Source organism: Microcoleus sp. T3_D1 (genome assembly GCF_036700405.1).
Classification (GTDB): Bacteria; Cyanobacteriota; Cyanobacteriia; order Cyanobacteriales; family Microcoleaceae; genus Microcoleus.
Genome location: NZ_JAUBOV010000041.1, coordinates 44770 through 63095 on the forward strand (window position 1 = coordinate 44770; position 18326 = coordinate 63095).

The window sequence follows — 18326 nt, forward strand, 5'->3', positions numbered from 1 at the left end:
TTTAATTAAGTTTTTCCACCTTGAACAAGCATATTTACGGCCGCGTCCGAGTGTCCCCCACAATAATTTTAAGATTTTTCAAAAGGCAAACTCAAGGTTTTTTAGTTTATTTCAACCAGCCCTTCAATCGTTCCGTCACTTGAGGGCGACGCAGCTTTCGCATTGCCTTATTTTGAATTTGACGGACTCGTTCGCGGGACAAATTGAACAAACTGCTGACCTCTTCTAAAGTGTAAGGTTCGCCTGTCAGCAAACCGTAACGCATAGCAACAATCTCTTTTTCCCGCTCAGTCAAAATACTGTCCAACACCTCCAAAATATCTTGGCGCATCATCATCTCATTCATCTGAGCTTCGGGAGATTGCGTCGCGTTATCTTCGAGAACATCCAAAAGTTCCGAACTTTCTTCTGAGCCGATGCGGTGGTTGAGAGACAAAGATTGCCGACGTACTTGCTGGAGGTAGCGAAGCTGTTCGCAAGTAACTTGCATTTCTCTAGCAAGTTCAGTTTCAGTTGGATTGCGTTGAAGAGAACGCTTCAAATCTCGATAAACTTTTTTGAGTTTATTTAACTGTTCGACAATGTGAACAGGCAAGCGAATCGTCCGCCCTTGATTGGCAATTGTCCGGGTAATTCCTTGGCGAATCCACCAATAGGCATAGGTAGAAAACTTGTAACCCTTCTCTGGATCGAACTTTTCGGCTGCACGATTCAAACCCAAAGCTCCTTCCTGAATTAAATCGAGAAAAGGCACGCCCCGATTAAGATAGCGTTTGGCAATCGAAACTACCAAGCGCAAATTCGAGCTGATCATTTTCCGTTTCGCCGACTGACACTGGTGGCGAAGCTGTTGCATTTGAGTTTCGCTCACTCCCAAAGCCGCTGCGAGTTCAGCTTTTGTCGGCACTCTGTCCAATTCCTGCTGCAAACGCTGTTCTAGTTTCTCCAGGGCTACCAATTCTTGAACGCGGCGCGCCAACTCTACTTCTTCGGCTGCTGTCAGTAGAGGATACCGAGCCATTTCCTTGAACAAAGCTCCCACTGGATCGTCGGCAGACCAGTTGTTGTATGCTGACGATCGAGTTACCGTCGGACGATCGATCTCGGTGTCTTCATCTTCTGCGATCGCGAATGAGGCTTCGGGTGCCACCGCAAAACTGCCTAGGTCAGATTCTGCCATATCGTGCTTGGTGTCGGTGGAAGGATTTGAAAAGTATCCCTTAACTTTAACCAATTTAACCCGAAATTTCCGAAATCCCAAATCCGAAATCCCAAATCCGAAATCCCAAATCCCAAATCAATTAGTTCGGGCTAGTAAAGGAGCAGCCTGCAACAACTGCTGAGTATAAGGGTGCTGCGGATTAGTAAAAATATCCCTAGTCTTACCGATTTCAACAATTTTTCCAGCATTCATTACCGCAATACGATCGCAAAAAAATCTCGCCACCCACAAATCGTGCGTAATAAACAGATAAGTCAAATTAAATTCCTGCTTCAACTCCAACATCAGCTCTAAAACTTGAGTCTGCACGCTGGCATCCAGCATACTCACAGGTTCGTCGCAAATTATCAGTTGCGGCCGAGTAATCAAAGCACGGGCGATCGAAACTCGCTGCTGTTGTCCTCCTGACAATTCCCCCGGATAGCGACGAAAGAAATCCTCCCCTGGACTTAAACCCACCCGCTCTAACATTTGGATTACTTGTTTTTTCGCTTCGCTGCCATTAGCTAATTTGTGAATAAACAAAGGGTCAGCAATACTTTGCCCGACAGTCATCATCGGATTCAGGCAAGCATGGGGGTCTTGAAAGATCATTTGCATTTCGCGGCGGTGCTTCCTCACAGCATCGCGGTTCAGGGCAGTTATATCTATTCCTTGAAATTCCACTTTGCCACCCGTCGCGGTAATTAGCTGCAAAATCGTGCGTGACAAGGTACTTTTGCCGCAGCCGGACTCCCCCACCAGCCCTAGGGTTTCTCCCCGTTGTAGCTCTAAACTAACGCCGTCTACGGCTTTAATTACCTGGCGATTCCGGCTAAACAACTGATCTAATAAATTGCTTTCTAAACTGTAGTGTTGCTGCAAATTCGTTACGGTCAAAAGAGGCGCATTTGTTGAGTTTGCAGTAACGGCTTCAGTCCTGATTTCCTCGAATGCTAACCCTTTGTCAGAATCGGCTTGAATGTGCAAAGCTGCTTTGAGGAGCGATCGAGTATATTCGTGCTGCGGCTTTTCAAAAACGTTTTGCACCGGCCCTGTTTCTACGACTTTACCGCCGTACATCACCGCAATGCGATCGCAATACTCAGCCACCATCGCTAAATCGTGAGAAATCAACAAAATAGCCGTTCCCCGTTCCTCACAAAGTCTGGTTAATTCCTGCAAAATCTGAGCAGCTACAGTTACGTCCAAACTTGTAGTCGGTTCGTCCGCCACAATTAATTTGGGATCGAGCAAAAGAGCCAAAGCAATTGCTACTCTTTGCCGCATTCCGCCGCTAAATTCGTGGGGAAATTGCGACCAACGAGACGCGGGAATTTTCACAGCTTCCAGAGTTTCGATCGCCCGTTTCTTAGCTTGCTTGCGATCCAAATTCGGCCTGTGAGCTTGCAAAGTCTCGATGCAATGTTCTCCTACAGTCATCAAAGGATCGAGACGAGTCATCGGATCTTGAAAAATCAATGCTACAGCTTCGCCCCGAAACCGTCTCAGCCGCGAAGCATTCATATCAAACACCGACTCTCCCGCAAAACTAACTCGCCCCTCAATCAGCGTTGAATCCGGCAGCAACCGCATCGCCGCCCTTCCCAAAGTTGACTTACCGCACCCAGACTCCCCAACTAATCCGAGCTTTTCCCCCGGTTTCAGCGTCAGGGAAACCCCGTCTACTGCCCAACCGGATTGGCCCCGCCGCTGAGGATAAGCTACTCGCAGATTGTCAACGGAAAATAGAGAAGAGTCATTAGTCATTAGTCATTAGTCCTTAGTCAATCGATTTTAGATTTTAGATTTTGGATTTTAGATTAAAGAATTAAAGCATTAACTTGCGCGAGATAAATTCGGGGGCTTGTATCCTGGATGCTTTCGGTCAGTAGTCAGTGGTCAGTGGTCAGTTGTTATTTGTTATTTAATGGTCAATATACTGGCTGTTAGTTGTTACTTCTTAGTGTTTCAGAGTTATTAGTTATGGGCAAGAGACTGCTCTGCTGTTTGTAAATACAAATAAAAATAGCTACAAACAAAGCTTTTATTAGTACATCATTCACCGAGCAACTGATAACTGACAACTGACAACTGACAACTAACAACTGACAACTGACAACCATCAACTGACTAAATTTCCTTTCGCTTCAACTCAGCTCTCCGCAGTATGTAAGTAGCGGCACAATCTGCGTGAGGATGGTCTGCTAAAACTTCCGCGAGTTCCAATACATATCCCGCGATATCCGGCCCCAGCTTCTCAGTCAGCACTTGACGTTCCCGAGAGGCTAGTTCTTGCACGCGGGCCTTAGCTTGCCAATTCGCAGAAAACATCTTGTCAATCTCGGTGTGGAATCCCAGACTTTCGAGAATGTCCCACTCGCCGTTATCGCACCAAATGCCCCCGCACAACATACAGCGCTCTATGTAAAAGGGCACTCTGCTGAAAGGAACTTTCGCCCGCGACAGATAGTGACCGTCTTCGGGACACAGGGCTGCTTTGCTGTCGTAGACAGACGGGGTGAATTCTATGCCGAGAGTCCCTGTCGCATCAGGCTTCTCGGATTTGTTGTACCACTGGCTTTGCTCTTTTTGCCAAGCTTCGTATTCTCTGCCTGGAATCCAGATACCGTAACAGTTGGGACACCACTGCACGGACATACGGCCGGCTAAGGTACCGCCTTCTAAATTGGGATGTTTACATTTTGGACATTCCACCGCTTTATTTCTCCTTGCCTTATTAATTCCCTGTTAATTCAATTATTAATTCTGTATCTGGGCGGGCCCTGAAGAACCAGAATTTTTTTGCAGCAGCGCGCCACAGTAGCCAATTAGCGTGTTAAGCCGCGCGATCGCCCCAGTTTGCCTCGCCTTTGCTGTCGCTGGCTGGCGCGACGCTTGCAAAAACGTGACATCTGTCCCCAATAACCGCAGTTGCTTGTGAATTTCCGTCAAGTAGGACTGCTCTGGGGGTGTTTCTGAGGCGTCTAACTCATCGCTTTCGGCTCTCATAATTTGGTTTCCGAAAAATTGTTGCACTTTTCTGTATTCGATCGCCAGCGCGGCCCGATCCAGATTATCCTGTGCAGCAGTTCTTTGTAGTTGTTCTAGCGCTTGCTGTAATTCTTGGTAGCACTGGCGGCGGTCTTCGGACAATATCATGATTTTGTAAACAAATTTGTATTTATAATCAAAGTAGATACTTACTTAAGTTTGCTCATAGGGAGGGAAGCTGTGCGTTTTTGGAGCTATTCCCTGTTTTGTGAGAACTTTTTTTGATTTTCTGCCCTAACTCTACCCTTCTGGCTGCTGCTTGTAGTTTAGCGTTGCCGGTAAATGCCGATCCCCCCGCAACCTCAACTGCTACCGCCAAAATATGCTTATTTTACCCGATTTTCCCCGATCGACAGACTGCAGCCGCCGCAGTGGTGTCACTATATTTTCCTACCTCCGACGGGCGACGACTCGGAATTCGATAGGTATAGTTTGAGAAAAATCGACTATTTTTTTGAATTGCAAATTGTGGCATTCAAGTAGTTTAGTATAGCTAAACACATAATTTCGGCAATTCAACCGGAAACCGGCTTTTAACCATTTGTATTTCTAAGTTTTAAAGGTGTACCCCATGAACGCGAACACTCTGACTCCCTCTCCTTCGATCGATCCTGCTGTAGTTCCCGATTGGCTGCAAGAATGCCTGAATGCTCGATCGGAGCCTGATGGGGGCGCTAACCCGAATTGTTCCACGGACGACAGCTTAATTTGTCGGGCCTTTGAATTTGCCCGCGACTTGCACCAAGGACAATACCGCAAATCGGGAGAACCTTACATTTGCCATCCGGTAGCTGTCGCTGGAATACTGCGGTATATGGGCGGCAACAACGTCATGATTGCGGCGGGCTTCCTCCACGACATTGTTGAAGATACAGATATTACTCTCGAAGAAATAGAACAGCGGTTCGGCGCGGAAGTGCGACAGTTGGTTGAAGGTGTCACCAAGCTTTCTAAGTTTAATTTTTCCAGCAAAACAGAGCGCCTTGCGGAAAATTTCCGCCGAATGTTCCTAGCAATGGCTAAAGATATTCGCGTCATTGTGGTCAAACTCGCCGATCGGCTGCACAACATGAGGACTTTGGAGCATTTGTCCGAAGAAAAGCAACGCAGTATTGCCCTAGAAACCCGAGATATTTTTGCTCCCCTCGCAAACCGTTTGGGTATCGGTCGCTTTAAGTGGGAATTGGAAGATTTAGCGTTTAAATACCTGGAACCTGAAGCTTACCGCGAAATTCAGGAATTGGTGGCCGAGAAGCGGGCCGATCGAGAAACTCAACTCGCAGAAGTCACCGATAGTTTGCGAGAAAGGCTTGACAATTTAGGCATTAAATGCTACGAAGTTAGCGGCCGTCCCAAACATTTGTACGGGATTTACGGGAAGATGCAGCGCCGCCAAAAAGGGTTTAAGCAAGTGTACGATATTGCGGCGGTGCGGATCATAGTAGAAACCAATGATGACTGTTATCGGGCTTTGGCGATCGTCCACGATTCTTTCCGCCCGATTCCCGGCCGCTTTAAAGATTATATCGGTTTACCAAAAGCCAACCGCTACCAATCTTTGCACACCGGAGTAATCGGAACCAGCGGCCGCCCCATCGAAGTGCAAATCCGCACCGTAGCAATGCACCACATTGCAGAATACGGCATTGCCGCGCACTGGAAATACAAAGAAACCGGCGGTTCTAACACAAAAGTCACCGGCGATGACGAAAAATTTACTTGGCTGCGACAACTCCTAGAATGGCAAAGCGACCTCAAAGACGATCGCGAATATTTACAAAGCATTAAGGACAACTTATTCGACGAAGATATTTACGTTTTTACTCCTAACGGAGACGTGATTGCTCTCAATAGCGGCTCGACTCCCGTAGATTTTGCTTACCGCATTCACACAGAAATTGGCAATCACTGCACAGGTGCCAGAGTAAACGGGCGAATGGTAACACTAGACAAGGTTTTAAAGAACGGCGATATTGTAGAAATCTTGACCCAAAAAAATGGTCATCCGAGTTCCGACTGGCTGAATTTTGTCAAGACAAACGGAGCCAAAAACCGAATTCGGCAGTGGTTGAAGCGATCGCACCGAGATGAAAATCTCGCTCGCGGGCGGGAATTGCTGGAAAAAGAATTAGGTAAAAACGGCTTAGAATCTTTGCTGAAATCTGAGCCCATGCAATCGGTGGCTCAGCGCTGCAACTACCACAGCGTCGAAGATTTAATCGCCGGTTTGGGCTACGGCGAAGTCACCCTAAATCTCGTAGTAAATCGACTGCGAGATTTAGTAAAAGTGCAGCAAAAAATTGAAGCGGCTCCTGCAGGAACCCACGAATTGCCCCAGCTAATACCTGCATCAACGGCACCGAAACCAGTACCGAGTTCGTCTCCGAGCAAATCGCCGATCGCAGGTGTAGAGGGATTGCTCTACCATTTATCTGGCTGTTGCTGTCCGATTCCTGGGGAATCAATTATTGGAGTGGTGACTCGCACTCGCGGAATTTCGATTCACCGGCAAGGATGTTCAAATGTTGAGAACGTGCCTGGGGATCGCTTGGTTCCTGTGAGTTGGAATTCCAGCAACCGCAATGAATCTCGACCCAACACTTATCCGGTTAACATTCAAATTGAAGCCCTCGATCGAGTGGGAGTTCTCAACGATGTTTTATCGCATTTGAAGGACAACCAAGTAAACGTCCGCAGCGCTCAAGTCAAAACATATCCCGGATTGCCTGCATTAATTGACTTGTGCATGGATATCCAGGATAAACAACAGTTCGAGCGCACTTGTATGCAAATTAAAAAGATGAGCGATATTTTGAATTTGCGGAGGCTGAGTGAAGGGAATTAACAGGAAATTCTTCCTATGGCCAAACTCAGCCTTAACTCGGTTATTCCTTCAGCAAAGCTGACCAACTATTTATTAATCCGGCTTCCTAAAGACGACAAATCTCAGTTTCTCGATCGAGGTGGTTACAGCATAGAAAACTGGCAACAGCTCGATCGAGATTTAAGAAGCCAGATACTTCCTCTGGAAGCGGAGCAAATGGAAAACACCAGATACGGTCAAAAGTACATGATTAAAGGCAGTTTAACAGGTCCAAACGGTACGATTTTACAAGTTAAAACCGTTTGGATAGTTACTCCATCCGAAACCAGATTTGTTACATTAGTTCCTGATTGACAAGAGGTTAAACCCCATGAAATTTGAACTGTTTTCACAGGTAGCATTGCGAGAAGATATTCCTAAGTATGGCCTAAAAAAAGGTGATACAGCAACTATTGTCGAGCACTACCAGATGCCTGAAGGTGAAGAAGATGGTTATAGCTTAGAGGGGTTCAATGTCGAAGAAATTACGGTTGAAGTTGCCGAGTCGCAGATAGAAGCAATAAAAGCTGCTGTTTTGCAACTTGGAAAATATTGATTACCCTTCGCCTTCCACCAGCCTGGGATGAGAGCGACTCATCTTGCGACGCAAAATTTGTTCTTCTTCAGAGAGAGGTGCTTCGCAAGCAGCATTAATTTTTTCTAACAGTTGTTGATTTTCGCGACGCCGGATAAATTCTTCAAGCGCTATTTCGATCAAAAAGCTCTGCGAAATTTGCATTTCGCAAAGCTTTTGTTTCCGCTTGTTCAAATAAAGATGCTGGCAATGAGATAGCAGTTTTGACAGTTGTCATAGCTTTATACCTTCATTTATTTATATGAGTATAACTAATAGTATAGCTAACCACAATACGGTTCAGCAAACAGGCAGAACAATGCACCCCTTTATTTCGCAGGAGCGACAGGCTTTGCAACCCCTAACTTTTGCTGCAAAAACTCCCGCGCCACTTGTCCCGCTTCCTGCTGTTTCCCGTCAACTTGATAGTTTAGTTTACGCATATCTTCTTCGGAGATTTTCCCGCCCAATTCTGCGAACACTGGACGCAATTCCGGGTATTTCTCCAAAATTTGCGATCGCACAACCGGAACTGCTTCGTAGGGCGGGAAATAGTTCTTGTCATCTTTGAGAACTACTAAACCTAAACTTTGAATCAAACCATCCGTCGTATTACCAGCAATCACATCTACTTCTTTTTGTTGCAGCGCTTGATAAAGCAATCCTAACAGCAATTCCTTCGGTTGTTCTCGAAACTTAATCCCGTAAGTTTTAGCCAATCCGGGAAATCCATCTTCTCTCTCGTTAAATTCTGGGCCGAAACCAGCCCGGAGGTTAGGTGCAGCTTTCCCAAGTTGCGAGAGAGTTTGTAAATTGAGTTTTTTGGCATCGTCTCCCCGCACAATAATCGCAAAACTGTTATTAAATCCCAGCGGTTCCGTCCATTCTGCTTTAAACTTTTTGGGATATTCTTGTTTGAGGTAAGCGAGGACTTTTTTGGGGTCAGAAATCGGTTTCTGTTTGAGCAGGTTGGCGTAAGCAGTCCCCGTGTATTCGACGTACAAATCGATTTTACCTGCTGTTAGGGATTGATGGCAAAGCGAACCTCCGAGATTCAGTTCTCGTTCTACTTTGATATCTGTTTTAGCTTCGATGTGCTGTGCTAAAATTTCTGCGAGAATGGCTTGTTCGGTAAAGTCTTTCGAGCAGATGACAACTTGCTTTTCGGGCTTAGAGGTACATCCTGCTACTGCAAGCAAGCAAAGCAGCCAGCAGGAATAGAAAAAAAAATCGTTCTTAGATATTTTCATGACTTAACTCAAATTAAACATCTACAATTAATACCTTATAAGTTATAGCATAAAGCCCAGAGCGCAGACTTCTTCAAGAAGTCTGCGCTCTAACACCGATCGCACTTTACCCAAGTTCCGTTTTCCTGTTGTAACATTTATTTATAGACATGGAGGACAAAAAATGGTAATCAGCGTCAGCGATATTATCCAGCAGCAGCGGCAATTTTTTGCGACTGGGAAAACGAAAGATGTGGATTTTCGGCTTGAACAACTGAAAAAACTGAAAAGTGCGATCGAACTTAATCAATCACGAATAGTCGATGCTGTCAAGACAGACCTCGGTCGGCCGGAATTCGAGGCTTATCTTGAAATCGCATCGATTGCCGAAGTTAATTATGCCCTCAAAAACCTCAAATCGTGGGTAAAGCCGAGAAAAGTGCCTGCTTCGATCGATCAATTCCCAGCATCCGCCCGCATTTACCCAGAACCTTTGGGCGTAGTTTTAATCATCGGGCCTTGGAATTACCCATTTCAGCTAATGATATCACCTTTGGTCGGGGCGATCGCCGCCGGCAACTGTGCACTTCTCAAACCTTCGGAAATCGCCTCGCACACCTCCGAAGTTATCGCCGACATGATATCCAAAACCTTCGATCCCGCTTATGTAGCCGCCGTCGAAGGAGGAGTCGAAATCAGCCAACAATTACTAGCCGAAAAATTCGACCACATCTTCTTTACCGGAGGCACTAAAATCGGTCGAATTGTCATGGAAGCTGCCGCTAAACACCTGACACCTGTAACCTTGGAATTAGGTGGCAAAAGTCCTTGCATTGTAGACTCAGATATTCAAGTTGAATACACCGCAAAACGCATTGCGTGGGGCAAATTCCTCAATGCCGGACAAACTTGCATCGCTCCAGATTACCTGTTAGTTGATAAAAAAGTTAAACCTGCTTTGATGACAGCAATTAAAACAGCAATTCACGAATTTTACGGCGACGATCCGCAAACAAGTCCCGACTATTCGCGGATTATTAACCAGCGGCAATTAGACCGTTTGAGTGGGTTTATCAAAGATGGAGAAATTGTCGTCGGTGGGGAAGTTAAGCCGGAAGATAGATATATTGCACCGACGGTTTTAGATCGTGTTTCCTGGGATTCGCCGGTGATGCAAGATGAGATTTTTGGGCCGATTTTGCCAGTTTTAGAGTATGATGATTTCGGAGAGGCGATCGCCCAAATCAACGCCCGTCCCAAACCTTTAGCTTTGTATTTGTTCTCCAAAAATAAAGAGAAACAAGAGCGAGTTTTGCGGGAAACTTCTTCGGGGGGAGTTTGTCTCAACGACACGGTTATGCAAGTGGGGGTAAAAGATTTACCTTTTGGCGGAGTTGGCGACAGCGGCATCGGTAGCTATCACGCCAAAGCAAGTTTTGACACCTTTTCGCATCAAAAAAGCGTGCTGCAAAAGTCATTTTTACTTGACTTAAAATGGCGGTACGCTCCCTATAAGGGTAAGTTGGATTTGATTAAGAAAATTATCGGTTGAGCGATCGCACTTGGAGGGGCGGGTTCGCCAACGTTTACAATATCACCGAGATAGCCAAATCAACCCGCCCATTCCTGATATTATCGGTTAAGCGATTCCACGGTGAACGATTATTTCCCTAAATTTTAAATGATTGCTCATCTGTTTTTGGAACGATTTCGATCGCAATGTCTGCCTTGCACCATTCTCAAGAACAGGCAAGATGCCTGTTCCACAAAGAGTGAATTTCTTGTGGGGAGTAGGGTTGGGCATCCTACCGGCCCATAAAAACCTGATTGAAAATGGTGCAAGATGTCCCTCCTAAAGGACAGTTGCCCATCCAAAATAATTCCCATTAGAAATGTCTATAATATCTTTTAGCATCTTCTCGCTAACAAGCAATTTATGGAACCTTTAGCCAAAGAACCCTGTGCCGCCTGCCACCCAAACTCTCCGCGCGTCACAGCTTACGAAATTGTCCAACTCAAACCTCAAATTCCCGACTGGAATTTGATCGAAAAAAATGGCATTACCCAAATAGAACGCACCTACGAATTCCCGGATTTCAAAAGTGCGATCGCCTTTACAAACAGCGTCGGCGAAGCAGCAGAAACTGAAGGACATCACCCCGCACTGTTAACCGAGTGGGGGAAAGTTACCGTTACTTGGTGGACTCACGAGATTTCTGGACTGCATCGCAATGACTTTATTATGGCTGCGAAAACAGATGCGATCGCCAATCAATTCCCAAAATAAAATCCGACTTATAGCCCGATCGTAGTCTAAGAAAGCACCGCTCTGGGCACTGGTGAATGTTGATTGGCATTATTCAACAACTCCAGATTCAGCCGGTAGCCGACATTCCGTACAGTTTGAATCAGGCTCGGCTGTCGCGGGTCTATTTCGATTTTTTTACGCAGAGAGAGTACGTGAGTGTCGATCGTCCGGGGGTTATCAATAGCATCAGGCCAGGCCCGACGCAGCAAATCCGATCGCGACAGCGGCACTCCTCCAGCTTGAGCTAGCACGTACAGCAGGCTAAATTCCTGGGGAGTCAGCTCAATATGTTCGTCGTACAACCTCACTCGGCGCTGCACCAAATCAATTTTCAGCAGCCCGCACTCCAGCGTCGCCGGCGGTAGCATCGTGCGGTTGCGGCGCATCAGAGCTTCCACCCTGGCCATAAACTCTTGCATCCCAAAGGGTTTAGTCAGGTAATCGTCTGCCCCCGCCTTCAAACCCTCAACAATATCCGATTCCGAATTCCGCGCCGACAGCATCAAAATCAGCGACTGCTGCTGCTGTTGTAGCCAGTTGCAAAATTCCAAACCGTCCCCATCCGGCAATTGGGCATCCAGAATGACTAGGGTTGGCTGGCGGCTGAAAAATATTTCCCTAGCGTGACTGATATCCGCTGACTGGTGCACCCAGTGACCGACTTGCTGTAGATGCCAGCCCAAGAGCGATCGCAGGTGCGGATTCCCTTCAACAATTGAAATACTTGCAGATTCCACAGAGGCGAGCTTCCCATATCACTAATTGCTACAAGGTTAACAGAGCTTTTGTCAAGCTTTTGTAACCATCGCTACTCAAGCATGAGCTGCGTTTAAAGCAGCGGACATACCTAGGGTAGGAATTTTAAAGATTGGGTTAATTTGGCAGAGTCAGCCTGCAGAAAGGTGAAATCATTCTGGCGGTAAGCTTACAATGAAAATAAGACAGTGTAAAGCCGATCGACCCCATGCCCCAACCGCCTGCTAAAAGCGATCCCCCCGACCCAGCCCCCAATCCCAGGAGGTTGACAAATCGCGCAAGTGAAACTAGAATTCCTCCAACCGTTCGCTCGGTAGCCGGAACACTCAGCCACTTTGACCGTCAAATTCAGCCACATCCCGACTCCCTTAAACGCACAGCGAATAATCTAGGTGCGCGCAAAAAGTCGAGCAACTGCATTGCAACGAGTGAAATTTTTTATGGAGGGTAGCCTGTTGAGCAGGGTAAAAACTTTTATTTAGAAATAGCTTCAAGCTGAGCCACTCAGCATCAATCGAGGCCATTCCTAAATCCCGCCGTCATTATACAAACCACAAAGGATTTCAAACTCATACCATGCTACAAGACACCCAAACAATCCGGCACTACCAAAAACTCACCGACGCCCTCGTCGAAATGTGGAATAGAGGTTATCGCTTCGATGACCTGCGGCTTTACTTAGACGGCTATTTAGCAGCCCTGCGGCATTCCAACGGTCTGGAACCCTATCTGATTCACAGACTAGAGGAAGAAGCAGCGCGTTACATTCACGACCCTTCCAATTTTGCAATGCCACAGACACAGACACAGGCTGAATCAGACTACTATTAAATAGCAAATTCGGTTTGATAAACCCTGGATGATTTGGGAATTGGGAATTGGGAATTGGGAATTGGGAATTGGAAATTGGGAATTGGGAATTGGAAATTGTAACGGGTTCCGTGGCTCTGCCAGGGAACCGATGTCCAGAGGCTCGGCCTCGCTTTGGGAGCCTAAAAATTCGATGCCGAGCCTACCGCATGGCGTTCCCTGGCAGAGCCTGGTATAGCACTCCTAAATGAGCCGTAAATTTTTTACCCCACCCCAATCCTCCCCGAACCTGCGGGGAGGGAGTAAGAAATTCACAAATGATTTAGTATTGCTATAACGAATAATTAAGTAAATCAACCTAATTCAACGTAAAACGCAATTGCTGTTATTTCCCCGACTTCTTAAAGAAGTCGGGGATATGTTTTTTCTCTCTAATTTAAGAAGCCAAAGCCACTTCTACAACTTGTTGCAATTCGCCCTTTTGATACATCTCGATCATAATATCCGAGCCACCAATAAACTCGCCGTTGATATAAACTTGAGGAATTGTCGGCCAGTTGGAATACTCTTTAACGCCTTGACGAATTTCCTGGTCTGCCAAAACATCAACAGTTTCGTAAGGTACTCCCAAAGTATTGAGAATTTGCACCACAGTATTAGAAAAACCGCACTGGGGCATTAACTTATTGCCCTTCATAAACACCATGATTTTGTTTTGCTTAACCAACTCGTCAATTCTTTGATGTGCTGTTGTACTCATGGTAGGTCCTAATATTGTTTGAAAATTTTTAAACGTTGACTGACGCAGAAACCGCGTTTTTTACGAAAATCTTTCGTTACAGCCATAGATTCCGGTAAAAAAACCGGGTTTTTGTGGTTTTTGTGCGTAAGTGGAGCAGTTGTATTTCAAGCAACTCTTGACACAAGCACAAACTTGTGATACCCAATTGCCGCTCAACAATTAAGCAACTTGACTTTTCGCTTCCCATTCTGCGGGAGTTAAGGTTTCCAAGCCCAAAGCGTGGATGGCTTCACTAGCCATTGCCTGTTTGAGAGCGGCGTAGACCAGTTGGTGCTGCTGTACTCGGCTTTTTCCTTCAAAGGCTGCAGAGACGACTCTCGCCTGGTAGTGGTCACCGCCACCGGTCAAATCGTCAACTTGTATTTTAGCGTCGGGCAACCCTGCCTTAATCATTTCTGCTACTTGAGACGGTGTAACCATTGGTTTCTGTGATAAACGACTGTAATTTAGATTTTAGTGGAACTATTTTGTCGATGAGCTCGGTTGAGCGCTGGCCGGCCGGGGAAAGGGCGAATCCACAAAACCCAATTCCAGTAACTGCTGGTAAGCTTTCTTGCCCAAGTCGCGAGTTGGCTGCTGCGATCGAATAATCTGAATCAGCAGGGGCACAGCCAGTTCGGGCTTATTTTGCGCCCGGTGTACCAACGCCAGCCGGTAGGTAGCTTCGTCGCGCATTTGGGCCGTTTCTACAGCTTTTGTGCGGTGGCTTTCCGCCAAGCGGATGTCAATTCCGGCAAAACTGCTACCCAGTTGTTGGTAGAAGTTGGACAGTTGATTGAAAATTTGGCGGGATTCTTGCAGCTTTTGAGTAGCGAGTGCGTAATTCTGAGAGGAAATAGCACTGCTGGCTTCTGTCATCAAACGCTGGCCTCCTGGGACGCTTAGCAAGCTGCTGTCTTGCGTCAGAGGGCGAAGATTGTTGGGGTCTGTGGGGTCGTCGGCGGGTTCGACTTGCGGTTGGTTCTCTGGCCCAGAAGGTTGTTGTGCTTGGACTTGGAGCGGTTGCAACAGGGTAAAAGCTGCGATCGCCCCGATCGTAATCCGGGCAGTGGAGCGAAGCCAACAAACAGTTCCAGAGTATACCATGAAATTACTTTGCGCCTGTGCGCTTTAAAAAAATATTTAGCTTGAGCCGATCTTACCATTGGCGATCGCAACCGGCTAAGTGTAAACCAAATTTGTTGAAATGTCAAAGGGTGCGATCGATTTTGGATTTTAGATTTTGGATTTTAGATTTTGGATTGAACAAGGAAATGGCGGGGCATGGGACTGATCCCGGCAATCTAGTCTTGGACGCAGAAACCGGGTTTTTTTACCTAAATACTGCCTTTGAGACTTTAAAAATGGTGGAAAACCCGGTTTCAATGGTTTTGATGGGTAAGTCCCGATCTAATTCAACAATCGAACGAACCATGAATATCGCAATTGAAAGAACAGCTTACGGTCAACTGCTGGCTAAATCTCAGCCTAAGCCAATCCTGAACGAAGAAGATAATGATCTTGCCCTCGCAGAAGTCGATTTTCTGATGTCTAAGGAAGAATTAACATTAGAAGAAGAAACTTTACTGAGTCTCTGGGGGCTTTTGATCGAAGAATACGAATCAAAATATTACCCAATTCCAGAAGTGACTCCCCGGGATGTTCTATTGCATCTCATGGAAGTTCGCGAACTCAAACAAGCCGATTTAGTGGGGGTGATTGGTTCCAAAGGAGTAGTCTCTGAGGTTGTTAATGGGAAACGGGCGATTAGCAAGGCGCAAGCTAAGGCGCTGGGAGAATTTTTTAATATTAATCCTGGTGTGTTTATTTGACTGAGATGTTGCACCATTCTCAAGAACAGGCAAGATGCCTGTTCCACAAGAAAATTTATCTTTTGTGGAACAGGCATCTTGCCTGTTCAGAAAAGGCTTATTGACAATGGTGCAAGATGTGAGTTTGAGGGACTTGCTGAATCATTGTTAATAAGCCTTTTACGGGCGGGCTAGAAGCCCAACCCTACTCCCCACAAGAAGAAAATTCAGTTTTTGTGGAACAGGCATCCTGCCTGTTCTTGAGAATATAGTAAGACTGAATTAAAATTAAACAAAAACATTTCTGATGGTACAACCAAGCAAACCGACCTCCGACACTCTCCAAAATTATCAAGGAATTGGAGTCCCAGATGAAAGTCTGGCAGTGATTTTGCAGCGCGGCGGCGATGAATTGCTGCTGTCAAAAGCGGACGATCGCTTTACAGTCCGCCCCTCATCAACAGCATCAGCCTCAAACGATTGGGCTGCAACAACTGGGGCAAAACTCAACCGTCGCGTCGGCCAAACCAATCTCGAAGAATATCTCGTTTCACCCGATCGCCTAGAAGCAGCAATGCAAGCAGCCCGCGCCAGCGATGCCGTAGCTTTTGCCAGCCACGTCTATTGCCCCGCGAACAATCCGAGTACATTCTTTTATTTAACCGACCAAATTACCATTCAATTTGGCGAACAAGTAGACGAACAATCGCGAAATGCGATCGCCAATGCAGCAGCTTTAAAAATAGTCCGGCCAGTAGAAGGAATTCCCAACACTTTCGTCTGCGAAGTCACAAAACAAGCAACAGAAAACCCGGTCAAAATTGCCAACCGCCTGACAAGATATCCAGAAGTTCTGGTAGCGGAACCCAACATTGTAGTAGAGACGCAGCAGCATTATACGCCCCGCGATCCGCTTTATCCCAAACAGTGGTATCTCAACAACAAAGGCGGCAACGAACTTGTCGGCGGTGCTCAAATTTATGCAGAACCAGCTTGGAACATGACTCGCGGAGTTCGATCGATCGTAATTGCGATCGCCGACGATGCAGTGGACATCACCCACCCAGATTTTCAAGCCCAAGGCAAAATCGTCTCACCCATCGATTTAAAAGAGGGCGACACTTCCCCGATGCCAGTCGCCGACTCAGACAACCACGGCACAAGTTGTGCCGGCGTCGCCGTTGCTGAAGAAAACGGCAAAGGCATTGTCGGCGTCGCCCCCGGATGCGCCTTGATGCCCATCCGTACCAGTGGTTTTCTCGATGACAATTCTGTCGAAAAAATATTTAATTGGGCGATCGAAAAAGGTGCCGCCGTCATTTCTTGCAGTTGGGGGCCTGCTGCAGTTTACTATCCCCTTTCCCTGCGGCAGAGTGCCGTTATCACCAAAGCAGCAACCCAAGGGCGGGGCGGCAGAGGCTGCGTTATTCTGTTCGCAGCGGGCAATGCCAACCGCCCAGTCAACGGTACTGTGAACGAGAAAGGCTGGCCCAACAACGTCGTGGAGGGTCAAACTAGATGGCTGGCAGGATTTGCCGTACACCCAGACGTAATTGCCGTCAGCGCTTCCACTTCCCTCAACCAAAAAGCAGCCTACAGCAATTGGGGCACCAGCATCTCGGTGTGCGCCCCCAGCAACAACGCGCCGCCGGGAACTTGGTTGCCAGAAACCGGATTTATCGCCACGCCGCCGGAGGTGACGCAGTATTTGCCCGGTTTGGGGGTGTTTACTGCCGATCGAGTGGGCGATCGGGGCTACGACTGGGGGGACTATACTGATACTTTTGGCGGTACTTCCAGCGCCACTCCAGTAGTCGCTGGGGTTGCAGGGTTGATACTTTCGGCTAACCCCCGTTTGACGGCGCGGGAAGTGCGGGGAATTCTCGAACAAACTGCTGAGAAAATTGTCGATCCCGATCCCGATCCCCAGTTGGGCAATCGCATGGGAAATTACGATCCTAACAGCGGCCGCAGCGATTGGTTTGGTTACGGGAAAGTGAATGCTTTTAAAGCTGTGCAAGCTGCGGTGAGAAAGGGCGGCGGCAATCCGAATATCGGGGGTGCGGTGTTCAGCGATATTTCTGGACATTGGGCACAGAAGTTTATTGAAGCTTTGGCTGCGGCGAATATAGTTAGCGGTTTTCCTGACGGTTCTTTTAGGCCTGATGACAGTTTAAACCGTGCTCAATATGCGGCGCTGTTGGTGAGTGCGTTTAGTCCGATTCCGAGGGTGCCGGCTACAAATTTTATTGATGTTTCTGCTACTTTTTGGGCGAGAAGTGCGATCGAACGAGCAAATCGGGGGGGCTTTTTGGCGGGGTTTCCGGGGTTGAAGTTCGGCCCGAATCAGAACTTGACTAAGGCTGACGCGATCGTGTCTTTGGTTAACGGTTTGGAACTTAAGGGCGGCAATCCTGATTCTTTGAAAGTTTACAGCGATCGCTCTCAAATTCCTAATTATGCTTTGAGTGCGATCGCTACAGCAACTGCTTTGAAGATTGTGGTTAATTATCCTTCCCGCGATTGGCTTTCGCCGCTTCGGGACATTACCCGCGGTGAGATTTCGGCTTTGATTTACCAGACTTTGGTGGCGATTAATCGGGCAAAGGCGATCGATTCTCCTTACATTGTTTAATCGCGATCGGTTCGCAGCATCGGACTTCAGTCCTATTCCCTGCGAGGGGACAAGCAGCAAGCAGTACGACACGGATACACGGAGGATAGCCAAATTAGCCAATTAGCTAAACCTCAGACGAGTCAAACCATCCGTGTATCCGTGTCAAAATCCGTGTCGTGCTGTGTGCCAAAACCAGTGTAGCGCTCCACCTATTCCCCGCGAGGGGACAAGCAGCAAGCAGTACGACACGGATACACGGAGGATAGCCAAATTAGCCAATTAGCTAAACCTCAGACGAGTCAAACCATCCGTGTATCCGTGT

Annotated in this window: 19 protein-coding genes; 9 read left to right on the forward strand and 10 right to left on the reverse strand. The window is 47.1% G+C overall.

What is annotated here, in order from left to right:
• Positions 1-106: 106 nt before the first annotated feature.
• From QT992_RS19195 to patD, 4 genes are all read right to left on the reverse strand, one after another.
• Positions 107-1180: an RNA polymerase sigma factor, RpoD/SigA family gene (locus tag QT992_RS19195; protein WP_333315651.1), complete on the reverse strand. Its 1074-nt coding sequence runs from the start codon at positions 1178-1180 to the stop codon at positions 107-109.
• Between the two features lie 117 nt (positions 1181-1297).
• Positions 1298-2971 (reverse strand): ABC transporter ATP-binding protein, encoded by a 1674-nt coding sequence (locus QT992_RS19200; protein WP_333315649.1) that lies wholly within the window; start codon positions 2969-2971, stop codon positions 1298-1300.
• Between the two features lie 363 nt (positions 2972-3334).
• Entirely contained in the window at positions 3335-3919 is a 585-nt protein-coding gene (locus QT992_RS19205; protein ID WP_190657725.1) for a zf-TFIIB domain-containing protein, read from the reverse strand.
• A gap of 45 nt (positions 3920-3964) precedes the next feature.
• Entirely contained in the window at positions 3965-4363 is a 399-nt protein-coding gene (gene patD / locus QT992_RS19210) for a heterocyst frequency control protein PatD (RefSeq protein WP_333315647.1), read from the reverse strand.
• Between the two features lie 174 nt (positions 4364-4537).
• Between patD and QT992_RS19215 the strand changes: the two genes are divergently transcribed.
• The 4 genes from QT992_RS19215 to QT992_RS19230 all read left to right on the forward strand — a co-directional run bounded on the left by QT992_RS19215 (position 4538) and on the right by QT992_RS19230 (position 7674).
• On the forward strand, positions 4538-4738 hold the full coding sequence (locus QT992_RS19215; protein WP_333377544.1) for a hypothetical protein: 201 nt from the start codon (positions 4538-4540) through the stop codon (positions 4736-4738).
• Between the two features lie 88 nt (positions 4739-4826).
• Positions 4827-7100, forward strand: a complete 2274-nt coding sequence (locus QT992_RS19220) for a bifunctional (p)ppGpp synthetase/guanosine-3',5'-bis(diphosphate) 3'-pyrophosphohydrolase (RefSeq protein WP_333339928.1) — start codon at positions 4827-4829, stop codon at positions 7098-7100.
• A gap of 15 nt (positions 7101-7115) precedes the next feature.
• Complete coding sequence (locus QT992_RS19225; protein WP_333101993.1) at positions 7116-7433, forward strand: DUF6883 domain-containing protein; 318 nt, start codon at positions 7116-7118, stop codon at positions 7431-7433.
• Between the two features lie 16 nt (positions 7434-7449).
• A complete protein-coding gene (locus QT992_RS19230) occupies positions 7450-7674 on the forward strand; it encodes a DUF4926 domain-containing protein (protein WP_333315643.1) in 225 nt (74 codons plus the stop codon).
• Here the strand turns inward: QT992_RS19230 and QT992_RS19235 are convergent, their stop codons facing one another.
• The gene (locus QT992_RS19235; RefSeq protein WP_333315641.1) at positions 7675-7857 is read right to left on the reverse strand and encodes a hypothetical protein; all 183 of its coding nucleotides are present in this window, start codon (positions 7855-7857) and stop codon (positions 7675-7677) included.
• A gap of 164 nt (positions 7858-8021) precedes the next feature.
• Positions 8022-8942: a glycine betaine ABC transporter substrate-binding protein gene (locus QT992_RS19240; protein ID WP_333315640.1), complete on the reverse strand. Its 921-nt coding sequence runs from the start codon at positions 8940-8942 to the stop codon at positions 8022-8024.
• Between the two features lie 163 nt (positions 8943-9105).
• On the opposite strand from QT992_RS19240, the gene QT992_RS19245 reads away from it, so the two are divergent.
• Both QT992_RS19245 and QT992_RS19250 read left to right on the forward strand, forming a co-directional pair.
• Positions 9106-10473, forward strand: a complete 1368-nt coding sequence (locus tag QT992_RS19245) for an aldehyde dehydrogenase (protein WP_333315639.1) — start codon at positions 9106-9108, stop codon at positions 10471-10473.
• 384 nt (positions 10474-10857) lie between these two features.
• Positions 10858-11208, forward strand: a complete 351-nt coding sequence (locus tag QT992_RS19250; RefSeq protein ID WP_333339923.1) for a 4a-hydroxytetrahydrobiopterin dehydratase — start codon at positions 10858-10860, stop codon at positions 11206-11208.
• Between the two features lie 26 nt (positions 11209-11234).
• On the opposite strand, the gene QT992_RS19255 is transcribed toward QT992_RS19250, so the two are convergent.
• Positions 11235-11966, reverse strand: coding sequence for a response regulator transcription factor (locus tag QT992_RS19255; RefSeq protein WP_333315635.1), 732 nt, complete (start codon positions 11964-11966; stop codon positions 11235-11237).
• Positions 11967-12561: 595 nt separating this feature from the next.
• Between QT992_RS19255 and QT992_RS19260 the strand changes: the two genes are divergently transcribed.
• On the forward strand, positions 12562-12816 hold the full coding sequence (locus QT992_RS19260) for a DUF6761 family protein (protein WP_333146016.1): 255 nt from the start codon (positions 12562-12564) through the stop codon (positions 12814-12816).
• Between the two features lie 415 nt (positions 12817-13231).
• Here the strand turns inward: QT992_RS19260 and grxD are convergent, their stop codons facing one another.
• The 3 genes from grxD to QT992_RS19275 form a co-directional block, all read right to left on the reverse strand.
• On the reverse strand, positions 13232-13555 hold the full coding sequence (grxD, locus tag QT992_RS19265; RefSeq protein ID WP_333315633.1) for a Grx4 family monothiol glutaredoxin: 324 nt from the start codon (positions 13553-13555) through the stop codon (positions 13232-13234).
• A 201-nt stretch (positions 13556-13756) separates the two neighbouring features.
• Positions 13757-14017 carry a BolA family transcriptional regulator gene (locus QT992_RS19270; RefSeq protein ID WP_333339920.1) on the reverse strand — a complete coding sequence of 87 codons (261 nt, stop codon included), beginning with the start codon at positions 14015-14017 and terminating at the stop codon, positions 13757-13759.
• Between the two features lie 42 nt (positions 14018-14059).
• Complete coding sequence (locus QT992_RS19275) at positions 14060-14683, reverse strand: hypothetical protein (RefSeq protein WP_333315630.1); 624 nt, start codon at positions 14681-14683, stop codon at positions 14060-14062.
• Positions 14684-14724: 41 nt separating this feature from the next.
• On the opposite strand from QT992_RS19275, the gene QT992_RS19280 reads away from it, so the two are divergent.
• Positions 14725-15408, forward strand: coding sequence for a hypothetical protein (locus tag QT992_RS19280; protein ID WP_333339916.1), 684 nt, complete (start codon positions 14725-14727; stop codon positions 15406-15408).
• Between the two features lie 286 nt (positions 15409-15694).
• Positions 15695-18022 carry a S8 family serine peptidase gene (locus QT992_RS19285; protein WP_333339913.1) on the forward strand — a complete coding sequence of 776 codons (2328 nt, stop codon included), beginning with the start codon at positions 15695-15697 and terminating at the stop codon, positions 18020-18022.
• The last annotated feature ends 304 nt before the right edge of the window (positions 18023-18326 follow it).

Excerpts from the sequence above, each read along its gene's own strand:
- QT992_RS19195 (WP_333315651.1), bottom strand. The coding sequence starts at position 1,180 with ATGGCAGAATCTGACCTAGGCAGTTTTGCGGTGGCACCCGAAGCCTCA.
- QT992_RS19200 (WP_333315649.1), bottom strand. The coding sequence starts at position 2,971 with ATGACTAATGACTCTTCTCTATTTTCCGTTGACAATCTGCGAGTAGCT.
- patD (WP_333315647.1), bottom strand. The coding sequence starts at position 4,363 with ATGATATTGTCCGAAGACCGCCGCCAGTGCTACCAAGAATTACAGCAA.
- QT992_RS19215 (WP_333377544.1), top strand. The coding sequence starts at position 4,538 with ATGCCGATCCCCCCGCAACCTCAACTGCTACCGCCAAAATATGCTTAT.
- QT992_RS19220 (WP_333339928.1), top strand. The coding sequence starts at position 4,827 with ATGAACGCGAACACTCTGACTCCCTCTCCTTCGATCGATCCTGCTGTA.
- QT992_RS19225 (WP_333101993.1), top strand. The coding sequence starts at position 7,116 with ATGGCCAAACTCAGCCTTAACTCGGTTATTCCTTCAGCAAAGCTGACC.
- QT992_RS19230 (WP_333315643.1), top strand. The coding sequence starts at position 7,450 with ATGAAATTTGAACTGTTTTCACAGGTAGCATTGCGAGAAGATATTCCT.
- QT992_RS19235 (WP_333315641.1), bottom strand. The coding sequence starts at position 7,857 with ATGCAAATTTCGCAGAGCTTTTTGATCGAAATAGCGCTTGAAGAATTT.
- QT992_RS19240 (WP_333315640.1), bottom strand. The coding sequence starts at position 8,942 with ATGAAAATATCTAAGAACGATTTTTTTTTCTATTCCTGCTGGCTGCTT.
- QT992_RS19245 (WP_333315639.1), top strand. The coding sequence starts at position 9,106 with ATGGTAATCAGCGTCAGCGATATTATCCAGCAGCAGCGGCAATTTTTT.
- QT992_RS19250 (WP_333339923.1), top strand. The coding sequence starts at position 10,858 with ATGGAACCTTTAGCCAAAGAACCCTGTGCCGCCTGCCACCCAAACTCT.
- QT992_RS19260 (WP_333146016.1), top strand. The coding sequence starts at position 12,562 with ATGCTACAAGACACCCAAACAATCCGGCACTACCAAAAACTCACCGAC.
- grxD (WP_333315633.1), bottom strand. The coding sequence starts at position 13,555 with ATGAGTACAACAGCACATCAAAGAATTGACGAGTTGGTTAAGCAAAAC.
- QT992_RS19270 (WP_333339920.1), bottom strand. The coding sequence starts at position 14,017 with ATGGTTACACCGTCTCAAGTAGCAGAAATGATTAAGGCAGGGTTGCCC.
- QT992_RS19275 (WP_333315630.1), bottom strand. The coding sequence starts at position 14,683 with ATGGTATACTCTGGAACTGTTTGTTGGCTTCGCTCCACTGCCCGGATT.
- QT992_RS19285 (WP_333339913.1), top strand. The coding sequence starts at position 15,695 with ATGGTACAACCAAGCAAACCGACCTCCGACACTCTCCAAAATTATCAA.